General features: G+C 61.2%; 18 protein-coding genes. 9 read left to right on the top strand and 9 right to left on the bottom strand.

The window, feature by feature from the left end; translation table 11 throughout:
- Positions 1–74: 74 nt before the first annotated feature.
- The gene (locus tag VMA09_11460) at positions 75–830 is read left to right on the top strand and encodes an FkbM family methyltransferase (GenBank protein ID HUA34215.1); all 756 of its coding nucleotides are present in this window, start codon (positions 75–77) and stop codon (positions 828–830) included.
- On the opposite strand, the gene VMA09_11455 is transcribed toward VMA09_11460, so the two are convergent.
- Together VMA09_11455 and VMA09_11450 are read right to left on the bottom strand one after the other, a co-directional pair.
- The gene (locus VMA09_11455; GenBank protein ID HUA34214.1) at positions 813–1,406 is read right to left on the bottom strand and encodes a DNA-3-methyladenine glycosylase I; all 594 of its coding nucleotides are present in this window, start codon (positions 1,404–1,406) and stop codon (positions 813–815) included. The two genes, VMA09_11460 and VMA09_11455, sit on opposite strands and share 18 nt — an antisense overlap.
- Before the next feature lie 8 nt (positions 1,407–1,414).
- A complete protein-coding gene (locus VMA09_11450) occupies positions 1,415–2,959 on the bottom strand; it encodes a wax ester/triacylglycerol synthase family O-acyltransferase (protein HUA34213.1) in 1,545 nt (514 codons plus the stop codon).
- A gap of 214 nt (positions 2,960–3,173) precedes the next feature.
- Here VMA09_11450 and VMA09_11445 point away from each other — a divergent pair, with 214 nt between their 5' ends.
- Positions 3,174–3,755, top strand: coding sequence for a GNAT family N-acetyltransferase (locus VMA09_11445; GenBank protein HUA34212.1), 582 nt, complete (start codon positions 3,174–3,176; stop codon positions 3,753–3,755).
- Positions 3,756–3,758: 3 nt separating this feature from the next.
- Here VMA09_11445 and VMA09_11440 read toward each other — a convergent pair whose 3' ends face one another.
- The 4 genes from VMA09_11440 to VMA09_11425 all read right to left on the bottom strand — a co-directional run bounded on the left by VMA09_11440 (position 3,759) and on the right by VMA09_11425 (position 8,873).
- Positions 3,759–4,850, bottom strand: a complete 1,092-nt coding sequence (locus VMA09_11440; GenBank protein HUA34211.1) for a glycoside hydrolase family 172 protein — start codon at positions 4,848–4,850, stop codon at positions 3,759–3,761.
- Between the two features lie 30 nt (positions 4,851–4,880).
- The gene (locus VMA09_11435) at positions 4,881–5,708 is read right to left on the bottom strand and encodes a DUF4239 domain-containing protein (protein HUA34210.1); all 828 of its coding nucleotides are present in this window, start codon (positions 5,706–5,708) and stop codon (positions 4,881–4,883) included.
- Between the two features lie 116 nt (positions 5,709–5,824).
- On the bottom strand, positions 5,825–6,790 hold the full coding sequence (locus tag VMA09_11430) for an endonuclease/exonuclease/phosphatase family protein (GenBank protein ID HUA34209.1): 966 nt from the start codon (positions 6,788–6,790) through the stop codon (positions 5,825–5,827).
- Between the two features lie 10 nt (positions 6,791–6,800).
- Entirely contained in the window at positions 6,801–8,873 is a 2,073-nt protein-coding gene (locus VMA09_11425) for a thioredoxin domain-containing protein (protein ID HUA34208.1), read from the bottom strand.
- Positions 8,874–9,016: 143 nt separating this feature from the next.
- On the opposite strand from VMA09_11425, the gene VMA09_11420 reads away from it, so the two are divergent.
- Positions 9,017–10,771: a glycosyltransferase family 39 protein gene (locus VMA09_11420; GenBank protein ID HUA34207.1), complete on the top strand. Its 1,755-nt coding sequence runs from the start codon at positions 9,017–9,019 to the stop codon at positions 10,769–10,771.
- Positions 10,772–10,958: 187 nt separating this feature from the next.
- Here the strand turns inward: VMA09_11420 and dnaN are convergent, their stop codons facing one another.
- Both dnaN and dnaA read right to left on the bottom strand, forming a co-directional pair.
- Positions 10,959–12,095 carry a DNA polymerase III subunit beta gene (gene dnaN, locus VMA09_11415; protein HUA34206.1) on the bottom strand — a complete coding sequence of 379 codons (1,137 nt, stop codon included), beginning with the start codon at positions 12,093–12,095 and terminating at the stop codon, positions 10,959–10,961.
- A gap of 237 nt (positions 12,096–12,332) precedes the next feature.
- Entirely contained in the window at positions 12,333–13,706 is a 1,374-nt protein-coding gene (gene dnaA, locus VMA09_11410; protein ID HUA34205.1) for a chromosomal replication initiator protein DnaA, read from the bottom strand.
- Positions 13,707–14,312: 606 nt separating this feature from the next.
- Between dnaA and hemL the strand changes: the two genes are divergently transcribed.
- The 5 genes from hemL to VMA09_11385 all read left to right on the top strand — a co-directional run bounded on the left by hemL (position 14,313) and on the right by VMA09_11385 (position 17,400).
- Complete coding sequence (gene hemL / locus VMA09_11405; protein ID HUA34204.1) at positions 14,313–15,635, top strand: glutamate-1-semialdehyde 2,1-aminomutase; 1,323 nt, start codon at positions 14,313–14,315, stop codon at positions 15,633–15,635.
- A gap of 5 nt (positions 15,636–15,640) precedes the next feature.
- Entirely contained in the window at positions 15,641–15,859 is a 219-nt protein-coding gene (locus tag VMA09_11400; GenBank protein ID HUA34203.1) for an AtpZ/AtpI family protein, read from the top strand.
- 1 nt (position 15,860) lies between these two features.
- On the top strand, positions 15,861–16,253 hold the full coding sequence (locus tag VMA09_11395) for an ATP synthase subunit I (GenBank protein HUA34202.1): 393 nt from the start codon (positions 15,861–15,863) through the stop codon (positions 16,251–16,253).
- Positions 16,254–16,270: 17 nt separating this feature from the next.
- Complete coding sequence (atpB, locus tag VMA09_11390) at positions 16,271–16,960, top strand: F0F1 ATP synthase subunit A (GenBank protein ID HUA34201.1); 690 nt, start codon at positions 16,271–16,273, stop codon at positions 16,958–16,960.
- Between the two features lie 101 nt (positions 16,961–17,061).
- On the top strand, positions 17,062–17,400 hold the full coding sequence (locus VMA09_11385; GenBank protein HUA34200.1) for an ATP synthase F0 subunit C: 339 nt from the start codon (positions 17,062–17,064) through the stop codon (positions 17,398–17,400).
- Between the two features lie 68 nt (positions 17,401–17,468).
- Here the strand turns inward: VMA09_11385 and VMA09_11380 are convergent, their stop codons facing one another.
- Positions 17,469–18,236 (bottom strand): Smr/MutS family protein, encoded by a 768-nt coding sequence (locus VMA09_11380; GenBank protein ID HUA34199.1) that lies wholly within the window; start codon positions 18,234–18,236, stop codon positions 17,469–17,471.
- Between the two features lie 149 nt (positions 18,237–18,385).
- On the opposite strand from VMA09_11380, the gene VMA09_11375 reads away from it, so the two are divergent.
- Entirely contained in the window at positions 18,386–20,878 is a 2,493-nt protein-coding gene (locus tag VMA09_11375) for an AsmA family protein (protein ID HUA34198.1), read from the top strand.
- Positions 20,879–21,383: the final 505 nt, after the last annotated feature.

The following is a 21,383-nucleotide window of genomic DNA, read 5'->3' as shown; positions in this document are numbered from 1 at the left end:
TCGATAAAATGTTGGCGAGCGACCGCGTTTTTGATTTCCTTCGGCCGATCCAGTTCCGCGGAAAGATTCATCTTGTGAATCGATTCGCGCCCGCGGCCGGCGAGCATCGCGCGCAGGTCTTCAGCTTGCGGATGAAGCTCGACTTAGGCGAGCACATTCAGCGGATGATCTATCTCGGATGCTTCGAGCGTTCTGATACGCGCTATGTAAGGCGATTTCTGCGCCCTGGGATGACGATGGTCGATGTGGGCGCGAACGTTGGCTATTTCACAGCACTCGCGGCGAGCGTAGTCGGCGAGAGCGGTTGCGCAATCGCGGTCGAACCAAGCACGCGCGCCTTCGAACACCTGCAGTATCTAGTCACCCGAAACCGCCTGCCGCAGGTCAGGATCTTCCACGGCGGACTGAGCGACAAGAAAGGATGCGCGCCGCTTTACTGCGGCGACCAACGCAACTTCACCCCAACGATGGTGGCGCATGGCGGGCTTGATCCGCTCGAGTTCGTCGCGGTCCGCACGCTCGACGATCTCGCCGCCGAACTCGCGATCGATAGAATCGACTTGCTCAAGATTGACGTTGAAGGTCACGAGCCCGCCGTGCTGCGTGGCGCAACGGAGCTGCTGGCGCGGCGCGCGATCGGCGCGGTCCTGTGCGAGTTCAATGACTATTGGCTGCGCGCCGCCGGCTGCAGCTCACAAGCACTCTGGCGGCTTTTGCTCGACCACGGTTTCCGCGACTTCCGCAACAATCGAACCGTGCCGGACGACGGGGTCGAGACGCGCTTGCTGGTACTCGATCAGGAGAGCGCCCGTTCACTTCAGCTTCGATAACTCGGCATAACGGAAGCAATCCACCACGTGATCGTTGACCATGCCAGTGGCCTGCATCATGGCGTAACAGATTGTTGAGCCGACGAAGCGGAAGCCTCGTTTGAGGAGATCTTTGCTCATCGCGTCGGATTCCGCGGTCGTGGCGGGGACGTCTTTCATCGCGCGCCGCTTGTTGATGCGCGGGCGGCCCTCGACGAAGCGCCAAATGTATTTGTCGAAGCTGCCGAATTCGTCCTGCACCGTCAGAAATGCTTTCGCATTGGTGATTGCCGACGCGATCTTCAGGCGGTTGCGCACGATTCCTTCGTCGGCGAGCAGCTTCGCGATTCGCCGCTTATCGAACTTCGCGATGCGTGCCGGATCGAAAGCTGCGAAGGCGGCGCGATAGTTTTCGCGCTTGCGCAGTATCGTGTCCCAACTGAGCCCCGCCTGCGCGCCCTCGAGCAGCAGGAACTCGAACCAGCGCAAATCGTCGTGAACCGGCACGCCCCATTCCTCGTCGTGGTAGCGAAGAGCGAGATCGTTACGCGCCCATCCGCATCGCTGCGGCACCAAATCAATCGCGGTTGGAGGCATGCGGAACTTCAGCCACCGGCGCGAGCGTATTGGCCGTAGGCTTCGCCGAGCGAGGCGCCAAGCTGATCTTCGCAGCGGCGCTTGAGCTCCTCGAACGCCTCATCGACGTATTGCTTCATCAGCGCGACGTCGGGCATAACGCGCGGCTCGGCGATCATGCCGAAGTACAGGTAGCGGTTGTAGCTCAGGATCGCGACGCCGTAGCCGAGCGTCGCGCCGAGCGGCACCAGCGGAATCATCTCGAGGCAGATGTGCCCGTTCATGTACTGCGGCACCTGCACGCCCGGCACATTGGTCGCAATAAAGTTGATGCCGACAGCAGGCAGCGCGAAGCCGTTGGGCCGCGGCTTCCATCCCGCGATCCTGGCGAACGACCCCGCGGCATCGATCGCGGTCGTCGCGATTCGCGAGCCGATGCCAATTAGCACCGGCGACAAATTGTCACCAAGCGTGAGCAGCGACTCCAGCGCCTGCGCCGAGCCGGCGGCCTTGATACGCTCGGTCTCCTCGTTGATGAGCTTGAGGCGCTCGACCACGTCCATCGGCGCGGCGGGCGCGACCGGGAACATCATCGAGACGCGGTTGCCCAATGAAGATTTCTCCTCGCGATGGCGAACGTTGACCGGGCATCCGATGCAGAGCTGCTCGCCCTCGACCTTGTAGCCATGATGGTCGAGGTAGCGCGCCGCGCCCTCGGTCAGCATCGCGAGCACGACGTCGTTGACCGAGCCGCCGAAGGCCGAGCGGATCGCGCGGAAATCCGCGAACGATTGCTTCGACCATGCGAGCACGCGTTCCTGCGTGACTGGCACGCCGTTCCACGGCGCCGCCATGATCGGCCGGGTCATGAGCTGCGACATCACGCGGCCCGCCTCGCCGACCAGCCGTGCCTGCTCGACGAACGTGCTCGGCTCCTCAGCTACTTCGATCACGGTGCGGACGGCGTTGTCGACGGCGCCGCGCACCCGATCGCGCATCGCGAGCGCGAAGCGCTTCATGAGTCCCGACGGCTTGGCCGGAACCCACGGCTTCGGCTCCGGGATCGGCTCAGGCTCGGCGCGGAAATCGTACATGACTTTCAGGAGCTCGACGCCTGACACTCCATCAACGAGGCAGTGGTGGACCTTCCACATCAGCGCCGTATGCTGGCCGAGAAAGTTCTCGTAGTTATGCAGCTCCCAGAGCGGGCGCTTGCGATCGAGCGGCTTTTGGAAGTCGCGCATCATCTCGGCGATCGCGTCTTCTTCGCTCAGCCCGTCAGGCAGCTCGTGACGGAAGACATGATTTGTCACGGCGAAGCCGGGATCGTCTTCCATCATCGCGTGCGCGAGGTTGAACGGCGCCTCGGCGATCCGCTGGCGATAGCGCGGCACCTGGTGGATGCGCTCCTCGATATGCGCGATGCAGGCGGCGAAATCGACGCGGCCTTCGAACACGCCGATCGAGCCGATATGCAGCGGACCGCTTTGCGATTCGGCGTAGATGAAACTCGCGTCCTGCGTCGAGAGGCGGTAGCTGAGATCCTGGGCCGCGCCAGGCTTGTCTTCAGCCATGTTCCGATGACCTCCTTTTGAAACGACTCGCAGGCGCGATTTGGCCAAGCTTCAGCCCAGACCCGCGGCTCATCGTCAGATTGGCAGGCGCGGTCTGAAATGTCCAAACAAGATTTGCGCTCGCGATTCGAATCCGGCTCTTGCCCAAGGCGCGAACTTGTTGCGAGGATACGCAGCGATCTGCGAAAGCAGCTTCGGCGCGGAGGTTGCCACGATGGCTCAGCCGATCAAAACCAATCGTCCCTACCCGATTCAGATACCGCTCAGAGACGGCAAGCAGGCGACGATTCGCCTGATGGAGCCGACGGACCTCGACAAGATAATCGCGTTCGCGGGACAACTGCCTGCCGACGACCTGCTCTTCCTGCGCATCGACATCACCGATCGCGACGTGGTCAAGCAATGGATCGCCAACATTCAGAACGGCACGACTGTCACGTTGATTGCGGAAGTTGAGGGCGAGCTCGCGGGCTACGCGAGTCTGCATCAGGACCAGGCGCGATGGACGCGGCGCATCGGCGAGATTCGCGTCAACGCATCGCCGCGCTTTCGCGGCTCGGGACTCGGGCGGCGGCTGACGACGGAGATTTTCGATCTCGCCAAGTCGCTCGGGCTCAAGAAGATCACGGCGCAGATGACGCCCGACCAGGCCGCGGCGCGCGCTGCGTTCGAGCGGCTGGGCTTCCAGGTCGAGGCCGTGCTGACCGACTGGGTCGAGGATCGCAACGGGCGGCCGCGCGACCTGCTCATCATGACTCACGACGTGGACGGCTTTTCCGATCATGTCGTGGCCTGAGTCTCACACGATTCTGAGATAATCGGGCGACGACAGCGCCGGAAACGGCGTGTGCGGAAGCGCCTGATACCAGAAGGCGACCGAGGCGATATCGTCCTGCAGCGGCAGGAACTTCGCGCCCTTGAACGGATCGCCGGCCCATCCGAGCGCCTGGATCGTCACGCGCAAATCGCGCTTGAAGCGGATCGGATCCGGGATATGCCAGCGATACATCCCGAAGCGCATCTGCGAGCGATAGAGACCGTCGGGGCGGATCACCTGCGCGAGGCCGGAGTACGGCGTCGTAAATTCGCGATAGCCGCCCTGCTCCTTGCCAACATCGAAGTTGTAAGAGCCGCAGAAGTAGTCCTCGGTGCCGGTGCCGCAGATCGTCGGGAATTCGCCGTCGCCGTCGATGAAGAATTTGATCTCGCCCTCGCCCCACCATCCGTTGTTGTTCACGCCCCAGGCGAGATAGGTGCCGACATACTGGCCCTGCCCGCGGATCCCGTCGACGATCGTATAGACGTTCTTGTATGGCAGTGGGTTAACGCGGCGAAACTGCGCGTGGAGATAGGCAGCGTCCTCGGCAACTTCGGTCAGCGCGTAGTTCACCTGGTAGAATAGGATCATCGCATCGTCGCCGACGTTGGTCATCGTGATCAGGCATCGCTTGCGAAACGGCATCTCCCAGTAACAGTTGAAGGCGCTGCCAGGATTCACGCATACGGCGAGTGACGAGATCTGCGCATAACGGTTCCATCCGCAGGCGAAGAAATCGCCGACCGGGCATTCGATCGAGGGATTCGGCGAGTCGTCCCAATGAACCCGCAGGATACTGGAGCGCCACGCGCCGGTCGGCGTCATCCAGATTTGCTGGATCGCGCCCATGCCCTTGATGTCGGCCAGCACCGCGACTTCGCCCGGCTTGATCGTGATATAGGGGCGGACTTTCCATCCGCGGCCGAGATCGCGTGCGGGGCTCTTCGCATCGGGCACCTCGCGCGCCGCCATCCCCTTTTCGCCGGTCGGATTTTCAGGGCAGATCGAGCGCGACTCGGCACCGGAGAGCCGCCAAAGGTTGCCCAGATGAAGTCCAAGTCCATTGAAAGCCATCGTCCGCGCCTCCAAATCGACAGTCACCAATCAGAAAGTTGACCCCAAATCGGGCATGGCTGCCTTCGCCATCTTGTAGGTATTTGCTTCCTCCATTCGCGCCAGCGCGTAGCGGAATGGCTCGTCGGAGATCGTAACCACGCCCTGGTACGGATGCGCCAATTCCAAAATTGCCAGTATCGTCATGCCGAGCAGAATCGAAAAAAAAGCGCACATCATTATCTGCGCGCGAAAAACGTTGCTGCCGAAGAAGTAGCTGAAACCAATCGTGATCAGGCAGCCCAGGTAAATCACCGTCCAGACGACCGACGGCAGGTCGTCATCGTAGAACAGAAATCGCTGGCTGCGCGCGAGACTCAGCGCGCTCAGCTGATCGATTGCCTTGTCCATGATTAGCTGCTGGCGGCTGTCGCTCGGATGATAGGAGAGCACTACCGACCAGAGTCGGTGCGCGCCCTCTTTACCGCCCTGGAAGTGTTCGGCAGCCATCGCCGGCCACTCCTTCTCGATCACGGTGTTGGAATAGTCGAGGACCGCCGAATCGAGCGCGGTCTTCTCAGGGTCCGGAAGGGCAGCGCCCAGCGTGTAGAGGCTTTCGAGCGCGGTCGCTTCGTCGTGGGCGCTGTAGTTGGCCTGGTTGAAGCGCTCCCAGGCGGCGACGATCACGAAAGCCAGCACCAAGCCATAAAAGGCGCCGAGCACGCCAAATGTAATACCGCCGACTTCATGGTTCTTCTGCAGACGATCGAGCGGCACCAGCCACCTTACGAGACAGAGGCCGGCCACGCTGCCTCCGCCAAAGACCGCGATTACAAACAGAACCTGACTGACACTCCCCCAATAGAGTAGGAAATTCATAAGTTGAATTCTCCGATGCGCCGAGGCGCGACGCGTGCCGAATGTTCATCGGAGACTAGCGTTTGCGATGCGCCATTTGGAGAGTTGCCCCAAAAGACGCAAAATCCGGCAGTTGGTCACAAATCGATATCGACCATCACGAAGTCGTGATCTGAGATGCGCTGGCCAAACAGGGAGCGGCGGGCTGGGACTACCTGGGCGGAGCCTTCGATGGGTTTCACGGATCTGATCGCGATCCAATCGAGCTTGGGGCGCAGGAAGGGCGGGATCAGCTTCGAGAACGTGAACGTCGGGCGGCGCGGGACGTTGACCCCGCGCGTGATGAAGTTGCGCGCCTCGATCCATTGAAAGAGCGGCTCGTGCCGCTCGGGTGCGCGAAAGCGATGCGGCGTCAGAAGAATCCGCGATGCGGCGTGCAGAAGCTTCGGCCCCGAGGTGAGTTCGATCGTCGTCGTGTTGAGATCGCCGGCGAAGACCGCCGGCCCGTGTTCCGGCAGGCCCTTCATATACGCCGCCATCTGGCGGCCGCGCTCGGCAGGACTGCACCTGCTGTGCAGATGCACCACGCCCATCATCAGGCGATGACCGGCGAAGCGTGCGTGCGCGACGATTCCCGCGGGCCGCCCCACGAGCTTCAGCCCGGGCTGGTTCATGCGCCAGACTTTTCCGTTGATAATCGGACGCGGCAGCGGAACCACTTTCACGTCCTCGAACGGCTCCGCACTCAGGATCGCATTGCCCATGTAGATTTCGCGATACGATGCGTCGGCCTGGCGGATACCGAATTCCGGCACGTAGGCGAAGCTCATCCCGAGCGTATCGGCCAGCTCGCGGGCGAGCTCGCGATGGCCCGAGCGGCGCATCCGCCAGTCCATCTCGCACAGCAGGATGATCGATGCGTCGCTGAGCGGCGGACGTTTGAGGCAGGCAGCGATTGCCTCGAGCTCGCGGCCGCTGGCGGCGTTGAGGAGCACGACACGTAAGGGAGGATGTGCGGCACGGCCGGCGCGATTGACGATGATCGGCGGGGCGACGGGTGCGAGGATACCCTCGTCTTTCGATGCTGCGCGATCGTCGATCATGCGCGGCGCGTCAGCCGATAAGTTCGCTTTCGAGTTCCTTGTACGTGGTCATCGGCGAGGTGCAGACCCGCTCGCGGCAAACATACCCGGTGAGCTTGCCATCGATCTGCGTCTTGCCGCGGGCCGGCTCGGGCACGAAACGGTCCTGGGTTTTTGGATCGATCACGAACAGCGCCAGGTTCGGAACGTAGAGCAGGGCGAGCCGCTCAAGCCATAGTTCGAGCTCCGGATCGCCGTGCTCCCCGATCAGAACAACTTCGGTCGGCCCTCGCTGGTAAAGATCGACGGCCTCGAGCAGGTGCGAGAATCCGAACGGCTGCTTCTCGATAAGCTCCCGCAGCAGGAGCAGCGTGCGCTCGGCCTCGGCGCGGTAACGCTCTTCGCCGGTGTAGCCGTAGAGCCTCAGCAGCGCCATCACCGCCGCGCTGTTGCCCGACGGCGTCGAGCCGTCGAAGGCGGCCTTGGAACGCGTGATTAGCTGTTCGTGATCATCGGAGGTGAAGTAGAAACCGCCGCGCGCGCGATCGAGAAAGCGCTCCAGGACGATCTCGGCGAGCTGACGCGCGCGCTCGATGTAACGCACGTCGAGCGAGGCTTCGTAAACGTCGATCATCGCCGACGTAAGCAGCGCGTAATCTTCGAGGTATGCGTTGAAGCGCGCGACGCCGTCCTTGAAGGAGCGCTTGAACGCGTGGCCGTCCCACATCTTCGTCATGATGAAGTCGATCGCGCGCTTCGCCGCTTCGAGGTAGCGCGGCTCGTGGAGCGCGCGCGCGCCGGCGGCGAATGCCGAGATCATCATCGCATTCCATGCAACGAGGATCTTGTCGTCGCGCCCGGGCTTGACGCGTTTTTCGCGCGCGGCGAAGAGCTTGCTGCGCAGCGCCTTGATCGCGTCGGCCATTTCGTCTTCGGACTTCTTGAACATCCGCGCCGCGTCGGCGGGCTCGATCGTGCGATGCAGAATGTTCGCGTCCTCGAAGTTGCCTTCGACGCTGACATCGAAATAGCGCTCGGCGATTTCGCTGAGATCGTCGCCGACGACCTCCTCGACCTCCTCGGGCGTCCAGACGAAGAACTTGCCTTCGACGCCTTCGCTATCGGCGTCTTGCGTCGAGTAGAAGCCGCCGTCCGGACTGGTCATCTCGCGCAGCACGTAGTCGAGGATCTCGCGCGCGACGTCGAGGAACTCGGGCTCGTTGAGCGCGCGGCCGGCGTCGAGGTAGAGCGGCGCAAGCAGCGCGTTGTCGTAGAGCATCTTCTCGAAATGCGGCACCAGCCAGCGCTCGTCGACGCTGTAGCGATGGAATCCGCCGCCGATCTGATCGTAAACGCCGCCGCGCGCCATCTTCTTGAGCGTATTGCGCACGGCCTCGGCAAGGCTCTCGTCGCCGTCGATCTGCGATACGCGCAGGAAGAGCGAAAACACGAAGGTGTTGGGAAATTTCGGCGCGCCACCGATTCCACCGTTGATACTGTCGTAATGCTGCGCGAGCGCGCGCGCCGCGATCGCTGGAAGATCGGGCTTCAGCTCGCCCGCGCCAGGCTGATAACTACTGAGAGCGCCTACAGCCTCGGTCAGCTTCTCGAGATTGTTGGTGACTTCCTTGGCACCATCCATGTAGGCCTTCGCGATGCCGAGCAGCACGCGCGGGAAGCCCGGCATGCCACCGCGATCCGACGGAGGATAGTAGGTGCCGCCAAAGAAGGGCCGCCCGTCCGGCGCGAGAAACATCGTGAGTGGCCATCCGCCGCGCCCGGTGATCATCTGCACCGCGTCCATGTAAATCTGATCGAGGTCGGGCCGCTCCTCCCGATCCACTTTGATCGGGATGAAGTACTGATTGATGAGCTTGGCGATATCGTCGTTCTCGAACGACTCGCGCTCCATCACGTGGCACCAATGACACGCGGAATAACCGATCGAGAGCATGATCGGTTTGTTCTCAGCCTTGGCGCGAGCGAGCGCCTCCTCGCCCCACGGATACCAGTCGACGGGATTGTAGGCGTGCTGGTGCAGGTAAGGGCTCTGCTCGTTGATAAGGCGATTCGGCTTGCGCCCGGGCTCGTTACTCTGGCTCATCGGCAATGTTCGCTTGAAGAATGTTGGATGCGCGGCGCTTAGACCGCTTCAGTTGCCTTCAAGAAAGAAGTTATCACGGCATCCACGCACGCGCGACCTGGTGTATAGCGGCGCTCTGCGCGTGGCAATAAAATCAGCGCTCGATGAGTTCCGCTTCTCCTTCGATTGCTTCCGCTGAGACTCCCGCTTCACGCCACGATCGCCGATGGCTGGTGGTTGCCGCCATCGTGCTGGTTATGGCCGCGATTCTTTTCTTTGCCCGGCTCGGTGCGCGCGCGCTCTGGGCCTCGGAGTTTCGCTGGGCAGAGATTGCGCGCGAGATGATGGTCACGGGCAATTATTTTTGGCCCACGATCGATGGCCGCGTGTATTACGACAAGCCGCTCGGCTCGTATTGGCTGGTGCTGATGGCGACGCCGTTCACCGGCGGCCTCAATGAAGCGGCAGCGCGAGTGCCGTGCGTAATCGCGGGCCTGGGCGCGATTGCTCTGCTGATGCTGCTGACGCGGCGGCTCTACGACTCGCGCACAGGAGTGCTCGCGGGATTTATCCTCGCGACGAGCTTCAGCTTCGTATTTTTTTCGCGGCACGCTTCGGCCGATGTCGAGACTCTAACCGGCGAGCTGGGCGCGTTGCTGCTCTTTCATCATCACGAGGAGCGCCAGGATGGATGGTGGGTCGTCGGGCTCTGGGTGGTGATGGCGCTGACGTCGCTCACGAAGGGCTTGCTCGGATTCGTGCTGCCGATACTGGTGATAGGAAGCTACTGCTCGCTGCGCAACGGATGGGCGGTGCTGGGCGACGGACTTCTCAAGGGCAGCCTTGCGCGGCGCATCAACTGGGTCATCGAGAACAACCGATGGCTTTTCAACTGGAAGTCGATCGTCGCGATCGCGGTCGGTGCGGCGATCTATTCCTTACCGTTTCAGATTTCGAATCTCATCATGGGATCGGACAAGGGACTTGCGATGGTTTATCGCGAGAACGTGGTGCGATTCTTCCACCCGTTCGACCATCGCGGGCCGGTTTACCTCTACGTGTACGTGATCTTCGCGCTGATGGCGCCGTGGTCGGTGCTGTTGCCGGCGGCTCTGGTCGAGACGCATCATCTGCGCGGCGAACAGGCGGAGCCTGCGCGCAGCGATCGTTTCGCGCTGGTGTATTTCTGGGCGACCTTCGTTTTCTATACGCTGTCCGGCTCGCGCCGCAGCTATTATCTGCTGCCGATCCTGCCGGGGGCGGCGATGCTCGTGGCGCGGACTCTCGCCTATCCGGGCGAGCTGCGATCGAAGATTGCGGCGTTCCTGATCAAGTTCGGCTACGGATTAATCGCGGCGGCGAGCGCGGCTTCGATCTGGATGACGATGCCGCCGCAGCATCTCCTCCCGGGCCATCTTGCCTTGCTGCCGCCGGCGCCGGCACGCGCGGTTATCGTAGTGCTCTGGATGATCTCGGTCGCATCGGCGCTCTACGTAATAGGCAAAATAACGCCGCGTCGAATCGCAATCTCGACCAGCATCATCGCCTATCTCGCGATGGTTTACATCTTCATCTTTGCGATGCCCGCGGCGGACGCATATCGCGGTGAGAAGCCATTCGGGCTGCGCGTGCTCCAGGAGACCGGCGGCAAGACCGATCAGATCGTGTTCTACAACACCCTCGGACCGCTCTTTTATCTAAATCCGCCGAAACCAATCCCGATATACGCTCACAAAGACGATCTCAGCAAAGCCGTCGCGCAGAACAACGTGGGCTGGCTGATAACGCGCCGCCGCGATCTCGAGGATATGAGCTTTCCGGTTCAGGTCGTACTGACCGAACAAACCTTTCCATGGGAACAGGAACCGGAACTACGCAACAAGGATGTCCTGGTAAAGGTGGGACCGCCTTCCAAGTGAGATTCAGAAATCCTGTCGCCTGAGGTGTACTGGCATCGAATTGCTTAACGCTGTCGTCTGGTCTCTTTTTTATGGCCTAATCGGATATTCATTAGACCGCCGTCGAGGAGCACCGCCAGTTCCCCTTCCCGTGCGGGAAGGGGTTAGAGGTTAGGTCGTTTCTGGATTCCGCTCCGCGTCAGGCGGATTACAGACGCATCGGCATTACTACGTAGGTGTATTTCGAGTCGGAGGGCGTGTGCATTACGCCGGGGCTTACGTCGTCGGACAGGCCGAACTCTACTTCTGCGCCGGACGGCACGACGCCTAGGGCTTGCTGCACGTAGCTCGAGTTGAAGCCAATCGAAAATTCCTCGCCCTTGAAATCAACGTCGATCGACTCGCTCGCTTCCCCGGTTTCGGGGCTGGTCGATGAAACCGTAAGCAAGCCCGGCGCGAGCGAGAACTTCACGCCGTGATAGCGCTCGTTTGAGAAAATCGCTGCGCGCCTGATCGCCGCGAATAGTCCGTCGCGATCAACCGCGATCTTGTACTTCGAGCTCTTCGGAATCACGCCACGATAGTCGGGGAACTCGCCTTCCACCAGGCGCATCGACACTTCCGTACTGCCGCGCTTCATGTACGCGAGCTGGCCTTCGAGCGACAGCTTCACTTCGCCTTCGCCGCTGCTGTCGAGAATCTTGCGCAGCTCGCCGACGCCCTTGCGCGGGATTATCGCGCCGCCTTCCATCTGGAAATCCGCCACTTCGCGCTCGACCATCGCAAGCCGGTGGCCGTCCGTCGCAACCATCCGCGCCGCCTTCGGACCCGCGGCTTCGATGTACACGCCGTTGAGGTTATAGCGCGCTTCATCGGGACTGACGGCGAAGAGTGTCTTGTCGATCATCTCGGCGAGCACCAGCGCGGGAATCGTGAGCTCGGCCTTGAGACTCTTCTTCCCCGGCGCGGCGCCTTCGCGCGTCGATTGACTCGGCATCGCGGGAAAGCTGCGCGGATCGAGGCCCATCATCTTGAACTTGGCGCGGCCGCATTTGATTTCAACCCAATCGTTATCGAGCGAAGTCACGTTCACTTCCTCGCTCGAGGCTTCGCGCACGATCTCGAAAAGCTTACGCGCGTTGAGCGTGAGGCTCTTCTCCTTGCCTTCACATCCGACCTGGGTACGGATTCCGACTTCGAGATCGGTTGCGCTGAGCGCGAGCGAATTGCCGTTCGGCTCAAGCAGCACGTGTCCGAGAATCGGCACCGTGGTCCGGCGCTCGACGATTCCCTGCACCAGGTTGAGGCTCGTTTGTAACGCTGCGCGCTCGATAACAAGTGCCATGAATTACCAACCTGATCCTGATCTTAAGATCTTATTTATTTCTAAAAGATTAGCATTAACAGTAGGCGGTGTTGATTTGTTGACGAGTGGCGCAACACTGCGGGATTGTTCACGATTCGTGACCGCGAAAGCTGTTGAGAGCCCGGCACTTGATCGACGGATCACGGCCCGCGCGCCGAAGCGCTGTCGATAGCGGGCAACTTGTGCAGAGGTTCTCAACAGCTTCTCAGCAACTCTTCATGCGGCGTGGGCGTGGATGTTTTTCAGCTCGCGCTCGATCTTTTCGATCGAGATCCGAAAAGCTGAGTCGGCACCTACCCGACGCGCGATCAGATTATGGGCGTGAATCACGGTCGAGTGATCGCGGCCGAAATGCTCGCCGATCACGGGGAACGAGCAATCCGTCAGCTTGCGGCACAGGTACATCGCGACCTGGCGGCAGAACGCGATGTGCTGAGTCCGCTTTTTCGATTTCAGCTCGAGGAGTTTGATATGGAAGAAATCCGCGACGCATTTCTGGATCGCCTCGATATCGGGCTTGGTGTCGTGATTGCGAATCAGATCCTGGAGCGCCTGCCGCGCAAAGTCGAGCGTGATAGCTGACTTGTTGAGCGAGGCGAGCGCCGCTAGCCGCGTCAGGCATCCTTCGAGCTCGCGCACGTTGGATTGCACGCTCTGCGCAATGTAGAGCGCAACATCGGGCACCAGTCTCAGGTTCTCGAGCATCGCCTTCTTCTGCACGATCGCAACGCGCGTCTCGAGGTCGGGCGGCGCGATATCCGCGATGAGGCCCGACTCGAAACGATTGCGAAGACGTCCTTCAAGCTCCGGGATATCGCGCGGAATTTTATCCGAGGTGAGAATGATCTGGTGACGATCGGCATGGAGCGCATTGAAGGTGTGAAAGAACTCCTCCTGCGTGCGTTCGCGGCCGGCCAGGAACTGCACGTCGTCGAGGATGAGCGTATCGACGCGGCGGAACTTGTCGCGGAACTCGCCCATCCTGTCTCGGCGCAGCGAGCCGATCAGCTCGTTCATGAAAATCTCGGCCGGCATGAAGATGACTTTGCGCGGCTTGCCACCGCTGGCGTAGATACTGTGGCCGATCGCAGTGACGAGATGGGTCTTGCCGAGTCCGACACCGCCGTAGATGAAAAGCGGGTTGTATTTCTCACCGGGCTGAGTCGCCACGGCTTGTGCGGCGGCGTGCGCGAACTGGTTCGCCGATCCGACGACGAATTCGGCGAAGGTTTGGCGGGGATTCAACTGGGGATGACGATCGCCTCTGGCGGTCTCGCCGACCGCTATGCCGTTATGCGGAGTCATCGATTTTCCGTTAGTAGTAGTGCGTGAGGTCGAAGTAGAATTGCCGTTCTCGCCGAGCGTCAGTTTGACATCGACGTTTTCGCCTGCCGCCGTCGATAGCGCAGAACGCACGATCGGCAGATAACGCTCATGAACCCAATCGCGGAAAAATCGATTTGGTGCTTCGATAGTCGCCGTCCGCCCCTGCATGCCGAGGAAATTGAGCGGACCGATCCAGGTTTCGAACCCGACCTGACCGAGCTCCTCGCGGAGTTGGTCAGAAGCCTTCTCCCACAAAACTTCCATTCTTTGCCCCTCCTGTTGCCGGAGATGCCCACCGGCTCCGGCACGACGGTTCCGCAGCCGCGATCGCTTACGAATTACGAACAGCCTTATCCACATCTGTGGATAAGTACTTTTTCCTTCGCAGCGACCGACGACTTATTGAGATGACTGCCCGGACTATCAACTTGTCCGGCGATGAATCGGTTCTTCCAGCCTCAATTTTCTCTTCGAGAACAGCGGTGACATGCACTCGCTTTGAGGCCATAGCGAAATGGCGCACGTTAAACTCTCCGATGATTTCAATCAGTGCGTGAACGGAGGTCTTGCGCCGAAGGAACTGTGATAATCGAAGTATGCATCTAGCTCAAGACTGGCTCCGAAGTAGCGCGCTACTCGCGCGAATCGAAAGGAAATTTTTGCTGCCGGATTCACGAGCGGACTCAAAATAGAAATCGCGAAAAAATTCGATTCGATCGTGTGATCGCGCACGATGGCTCTCAGAGCGCACGTGCGTGATCGCGTGAGATCGCAGATCATGCGCCGGCGATCGTGCGCGAGAAAAATTTTCGTTGGTTGACGCAAAAAAAAATCGTGTAATGTAGTTGCACCAATGCAACGGAATTCGAAATGAAGACTCTTGCCGCTAAAACTTCGCGTGAACTCTTCAACCGCGCTTCGGTTAAGATTCCTGGTGCGGTCAATTCTCCCGTGCGTGCGTGGTCGGCGGTCGGTGGAGCACCACTTTTTATCAAAAGCGCACGCGGAGCGCGCGTTATCGACGCCGACGACCGGGATTTCATTGACTACGTATGCTCCTACGGCCCCGCGATCCTGGGCCACGCTCATCCGCGCGTCGTTGCTGCGATCGCTGATCAGGCGAAACTCGGACTTGGATTCGGCGCGCCGACCGAGATCGAAGTGGAACTCGCCGAGCTGATCAGCAGCGCGATCAAATCCGCCGAGCGCGTGCGCCTGGTGAGCTCCGGCACCGAGGCCGGGATGACCGCGATTCGCCTCGCACGCGCCGCAACCGGGCGCTCGAAGATCGTCAAGTTCGACGGATGCTATCACGGCCACAGCGATTCGCTGCTCGTGAAGGCGGGCTCGGGTGGCATGACGCTCGGAATCCCCGACAGCGGCGGAGTGCCGGCGGAGCTCGCCGAGCTGACGATGGTCGCGCGCTACAACTCCGTTGAAAGCGTGGAGCGGCTGTTCGCCGCGGAGCGCGGATCGATCGCGGCGGTAATCGTCGAGCCGATCGCGGCGAACATGGGGGTCGTAAATCCGCTGCCGAATTTTCTCCGAGAGCTCGCCGACCTTGCGCATCGCAATGGCGCGCTCCTGATCAGCGACGAAGTCATCAGCGGATTTCGATTTCGTTTCGGTGCGGTATCCGAGTCGATGGGAATCGAGCCCGACCTTGTGATGCTCGGCAAGATCATCGGCGGCGGGATGCCGGTCGGCGCGGTCGCCGGCACTGCTCGAGTGATGGATCTGCTCGCGCCGAAGGGGCCCGTTTATCAAGCCGGAACGCTCTCGGGCAATCCGCTTTCGGTGCGCGCCGGCCTCGAGACGCTCAAGATTCTCCAGGAAACGCAGCCTTACGACGCGCTCGATGCGGCCGGAGCGCGACTTGAAGCTGGGTTTCGCGAGGCGTTCGCGAAAGTCGGCGTCGCTTGCACGATCAATCGCGCCGGATCGCTGCTCACGCCTTTCGTTGGAATTTCGTCTCAGTGCAACGACGCCGATGATGCGCGCAAGTCCGACACGAAACTCTTCGCGCGATTTTTCCACGCGATGCTCGAGCGCGGCATCAACTTACCGCCCTCGCAGTTCGAGGCGATGTTCCTCTCGATGGCGCATACCGACGAAATCATAGACCAGACGATCACTGCGGCGCGCGATGCGCTGTTGGGCTTGCGCGATACTGCCGTGCCGGGCGAAGCTTAGCCGCAATGGCGCTGAGCACCGGCAAGATGGCGCGGATGGCCGCAATCGGATGGGAGTTCGCGGGGCCCATGATCGCGGGCGCGATTATCGGCCATTACGCCGACCTGCACTTTCACACCGACCCCTACATCACGCTCGTGATGTTTCTGCTCGGGATGTTCGCTGGATTCTACCGGCTCATCACGGAGCTTTCGGCGTTTCAGCGCGACAACAAGAGTTCGTGAGATGACACTCTCGGGGCGGATTCCCACCATCGCCGCAATCCAGCGGACGAACGTGGTCCTGGTCGCGGTCGCGACAACGGCGCTCGCGATACTCGACTCGCCCAGCGCCGCGATCGGATGCCTAATCGGCGGCTTCGTCGTGGTCGCCAATCTGTGGGTGCTGAGTGCGCTCGGTGGTCTGCTGTTGGCCGCGGCGGGCGCGGGAATTTCTGGCAGCGCGGCCCGGCTCGGCGTCGCCGCGGTTCCGCTCAAGATGCTGATCGTCGTCGGACTCGTGTACCTTGTCTTCCGCCACGGGCATATCGACGGTCTTGGCTTTGGTGCCGGAGTCTTGACTCAGATGGCGGCCATCATTATTGAAACCGGACGTGCTGCGCTCGGCCAACCGGCCTGAGTGCGCGGAGAGAGCCTTTGCCGAAATCGATAAACTTCCTCGAACTGATCGGCGGCGGAAAAATCCCCGAGGTCATCGTCGGGACCTGGATCGTCATGGGCATCCTGATCGTCGTCGGGATCATGGCGCGCAGCTCGCTCGCCGCCGCGACCGATCCGCTGCTTCCCGACGAAGGTTTCACGCTGCGTCATGCATGCGAGGTGATGGTCGAGTGGTTCGACGGCTTTACTGCATCCGCGATGGAAACTCATGGTTACCGCGCGATGGTGCCGTTCTTCGGCTCGCTCTTCATGTTCATACTGTTCGCGAATTTCTTCGGTTTGATCCCGGGGATGGAGCCGCCGACCGGAAATTCCGATCTCACGTTCGCGCTCGGCACGGTCAGTTTCGGCTATTACATCTACCAGGGCTTTCGCAGTCAGGGCGTGTTTTACCTGCGTAGCTTCCTCGGCCCTGTTCTGTTCCTGGCGCCGCTGATGCTGCCGATTGAGCTCGCTGACAACCTGTTTCGTCCGTTCTCGCTCGGTATTCGTCTTTACGCGAACATGTTCGCCGACCATACCGTGCTCAGCATCTTCACGGGACTGACGAAGCTCATCGTCCCGCTGGCTTTCTACGCGCTCGGCTCGATCGTCTGCATTATCCAGGCGATCATCTTTGCCGTGCTCTCGATGAGTTACGTGCGACTGGCTGCCAGTCATCACTAGGCTTTCACGCGGCCCGGCTCGCGCCCGCAAACGGTGGTGGTAGATGAGGAGAGGTGGCGCGCGGCGCTGACGAGGCCCGATAGCGAAGGAGAACTCGGAACATGATTCGGAAACTCGGAACAATCACCACCCTGGTCGGGATCGCGATCCTGACCTCGCCGCTGCTCGCGCTCGCGCAGCAGGGCGCGGGACCCGCCGAAGCGGGGGGCGAATGGCGTGCGGGACTCATCGCGCTGGCCGCGAATATCGGCATCGGCATCGCGGCGTTCGGCTCGGCGCTCGGCCAGGGCCGCATGGCCGCGTCGGCGATGGAATCAATCGGCCGCAATCCCAACAGCGCGGGCGCGATATTCACCCCGATGATCATCGGCCTCGCCTTCATCGAAGCGCTGACCCTGTACGCACTCGTGATCGCATTCTTTCTACAGGGCAAGATCTAAGGTTCGCAACGGTCCGAGACAACGGGCGGCGAGAAAACCTCGCCGCCTCGTTCTTTTGGCCGCGCTCATTAATCCCGGCGCTTTGCGCCTTGGAGGACGTCGAAAGGGCCGCGGCGTTTTTCTCTTCTTAGCAGGACATACATGGCGCCGGCGCCGCCGTCTGGCTGGCGCGCCGTGGTGAATGCGAGCACGTGGCCGCCGAGGCCGCCGGCCAGCCATTGCGATACCGCGTGTTTGAGAACCGGCCGCCCGCCGGGCGAGCCGAGACCGCGGCCGTGCACGATCAGCACGGCACGCAATCCCTTTCTCACACAATCGAGGATGAAGCTTCTTAGCGCGTCCTTCGCCGCAGGCTGGATCATGCCGTGCAAATCGATATGCGCCTGCATTGCATATTCGCCGCGGCGCAGCCGCGACGACAGCCGCGGATCGAGCCCGACGCGCGCGCCCTCGACGTATTCGTCGCTCTCGGTGATATCGAACTCGCCCTGACCCGTAACGAGATCGTAGAGCTGCGCGAGTACTTCGGCGTCTTCGCTGACGATCGTGTGATTAAGCGTGAGCTCCGGAGTGATTCGCGCGGCGCGCCCGTTGGTGATCGGCCGCACGCCCTCAACCGCGCGGCGAAAGATGTCCTCCTCGTTTTCGGTGACGGGCTCGGGCTTGGGTGGAGGCGGTGGCGGAGCGACAATCTTCTTCGCGCCGGCCGGCGCGACGATCTGCCGCTCCGCGAGCATCTTCTTTAAGTCGCGAAATGGCGACGCGAAGGCTTCCTTGGGCTCCGGCCGCCTGGCCGTATGGTCACGCTCGCTGCCGCGCTTTTTCTTCTTCGCCATCGTGAGCGCAACGATCATATCCGGCTTTCGATGTGATGTCGGTATCCATCCGATTATTTCTCTCGACGTGGGCGCGCCGCGGATGATCGGCTGCGACACATTTACTAGACTCGTGCGCGAGTCTGCCGCTCGCGAAACTTGAGGAATCGATGCGCAAGGCAATCACGATCGTCTTCATCCTGCTGGGCCTGGTGTTCATCGGAGTGTTCGGTGTTCTGCTCTACGCCTACTTCAATTTGAATTCGATCATCGCGGACAACCAGGGCCGGGTGCTGGCAGCGGTCAGCAACGCACTCGGCCGCGATGTGCAGGCCGGCGCAATCAAGGCCTCGCTCGGATGGGGCGTGTCGGCCGAAGTTTCGGATCTGAAAGTCGCCGACGATCCCGCGATTTCGCAACAGCCGTTTATCCAGGCCGATACGGTCTCGGCCAAGCTCAACCTGATGCCGCTTTTGTCGCGGCATCTCGATATCACCGAGGTCGTGCTCGAAAAGCCGGTGATCAACGTGATCCAGGCCAGTGACGGCCAGCTCAACGTCTCGACGATCGGCAAGAAGCACGAGGAGCACGTCGCTCCTCCGCAGCCGACTGGCGCCGAGCAAGGCGGCGCCGCGGGCGGAACTCCGCTCGAAGGGGCAGGTGGTGAGAAGAAGCCGGGCGCGCTGCCCTCGCTCTACGTCAAGAACTTCACCGTCGAGGATGGCCAGCTCGTGTTCGAGCAGCAGGCGACCGGCACCAAGCTGACAGTGAACTCCATCGAACTGCACGTGCGCAACTTCGCTTTCGATCAGGCCTTCGAAGTTGACCTCGCGATGGCGGCGCTCGGCGACAAGTCGAACGTCAACGTGAGCGCGAATGTCGGTCCGGTGATGCAGGCAGGTGCGCTCAATGTCGACGCGATTCCGCTCTCGGCCAAGGTTTCTGTCGGGCCGATCGATTTCGATTCATTGAAATCGATCGCGATGCTGGCGAAGTCGATTCCGCCCAAGCTCACGATCGCGCAGCCGCTTTCCGTTGACGCGACTGCCGACGGCACCGTGGCTGCGATCAAGTTCACCGCGACAACCGATCTGACAGCGAATCAGATCAGCTTCGGCGACACCTTCAGCAAGCCCGCGAGTCTGCCGCTCAAGGTTTCGGCCGACGGCACACGCAATGGAGCGAAGATCGAAATCGCACTGGCCGAAGTGACGCTCGGCGACATCGATCTCAAGGCGACTGATATCCGGCTCGCGCCGATGTCGGCGCGCGTCGATACCGACAGTTTCGATCTCGCCCCGCTGGGCAAGCTGGTTCCGCCGATCGCGAAATATGATCTCAGCGGCAAGACCGAAGTTCACGTGAACGCCGCGCTCGTTGGGGGCAAACCGTCGGCGAATGGCACCGTGGTCCTCACGTCGGTCGCGCTCGCGATACCGGATCAGAAAGCGCCGCCACTCGGCGGTCTCAGCGGCACGATTAAGCTCGCGGGCAACACCGCAGAGGTCGGTCCACTGACATTCAATCTCGGTCAATCCCACGGAACGCTCAGCAGTCACGTCGAGTCGATTCAGCCGGTGCGGCTGACGTATCAGCTCAATGCCGACGCGATTCATCTGGCCGATCTCGTGCCGAGCCGGCCGCCGGATGAGCAGATAAATCAACTTGCCTCGAACGGCTCGGTCGCGATGAGCGATGCAGGCCCGGCCGTGAATGCGCACGTTACCTCGGCCTCGGGCAATCTCGCGAAAGTCGCTTATCAAAGTCTCGCGCTCGACGGTTCACTTGCGGGCAAGAGCGCGCGTGTCACGTCGCTTCGGGTGAATGCGTTCTCAGGCTCGATCGCGGCGACGGCCGACACGCAGCTCGCGGCCAAGGCGCCTTTCAATACCGCGATCAACTTCTCGCGCATCGATGTGCAGCAGGCGCTGCAATCGCAGGACTCGAAAGCGGCGGGGATGGTGCGCGGATCGGTGACCGGCAACATCACTGTGTCCGGCGTGGCCGGAACCTTCGACCAGATGAAGCCGACCTTCCGCGGCAATGGCCGCGTCGCGCTCGCCAACGGCAAGCTGGTCGGCGTCAACGTGGCGGCGGATGCGCTGAAGAAGGTCCAGAACCTGCCGGGGATCGGCAACCTGATTTCGCCCGCGATCATCGCAAAGCATCCCGAGTTGTTCTCGAACCCCGACACCGACATCCAGAGCGCGAGCCTGAGCTTCGTGCTGCAAGGACCGCGGCTGACCTCGCACGACATCGTTATCAAGAACGTTGACTACGGGATGACCGGCGACGGCTGGTTCGACATGGACAAGAACATCGACCTGGCTGCGATAATCACGCTCTCGCGTCCGTTCACCCAGGAGCTGGTTGGTGAGCGGCAGAATATCGTGTACGTCACGAACAACAACGGCGAAGTTAGTATCCCGCTGCAGGTCGTCGGCCAATTGCCCAAGCCTCGCGTTCTGCCCGACGTGCAGCAACTCGTGCAGCAGGCGGGAAGCCGGGCAGTCGAGGCGCAGGGGCAAAAGGCGATCAACAAGTTCCTGGGCAAGAAGGGCTTGGGCGGCTTGCTGGGCGGCGGCGATAACGGCGGTGGAGGCGGGGGCGGCAACAACAATCCGCCGCCGAATCCGCTCGATCAGCTGAAGAAGTTTTTCTAGTCGCGGGCGCTCGTTCCTGTCCGCGACTATAGCGCCGCTGGCACGATCTTACTGATGTCACTGATTGTCATGCCGAGTGAAGGCTGCCGTCTTTGGTTCGTCATTCCGAGGTAAGTGAGCACCTGGCAAACGGCCGTTTTCCGTCTCCCGCACAGAGTAGGAGCGCCCTGGAATGATTCACAGAGTCTCAGGATGACGGACGGAAAATCGACTCACCTCCCGTCGGGTTCAGCGACCGTCGACTCTTTGCCACAGCATAAGTCCGTAGGGTTCGGTACGCAAAGCGTGCTCGCTTTGAGCGAGACGCAGAACCTCTCCCTTGCCCGGCCAGCGGAGGAGTTTGCGAGGCGGAGTTTTGTGGAGCGCGATTCTGCACCTTCGCTCGCGTGACTAACTGATAAGAGCAGCGTCTCCTTGGGACGGAGACCGTCACATGCGCTATGTTGCTGGGGTTCGGCGGTGACCCAGTGGCAAAGCTAACGAGGTTCACACGGCGTTATCGTCA

Source organism: Candidatus Binataceae bacterium (genome assembly GCA_035508495.1).
GTDB lineage: Bacteria > Desulfobacterota > Binatia > Binatales > Binataceae > JASHPB01.
Note: the sequence above shows the minus strand (reverse complement) of the source record. Positions and strands in the feature narration are given on the sequence as shown.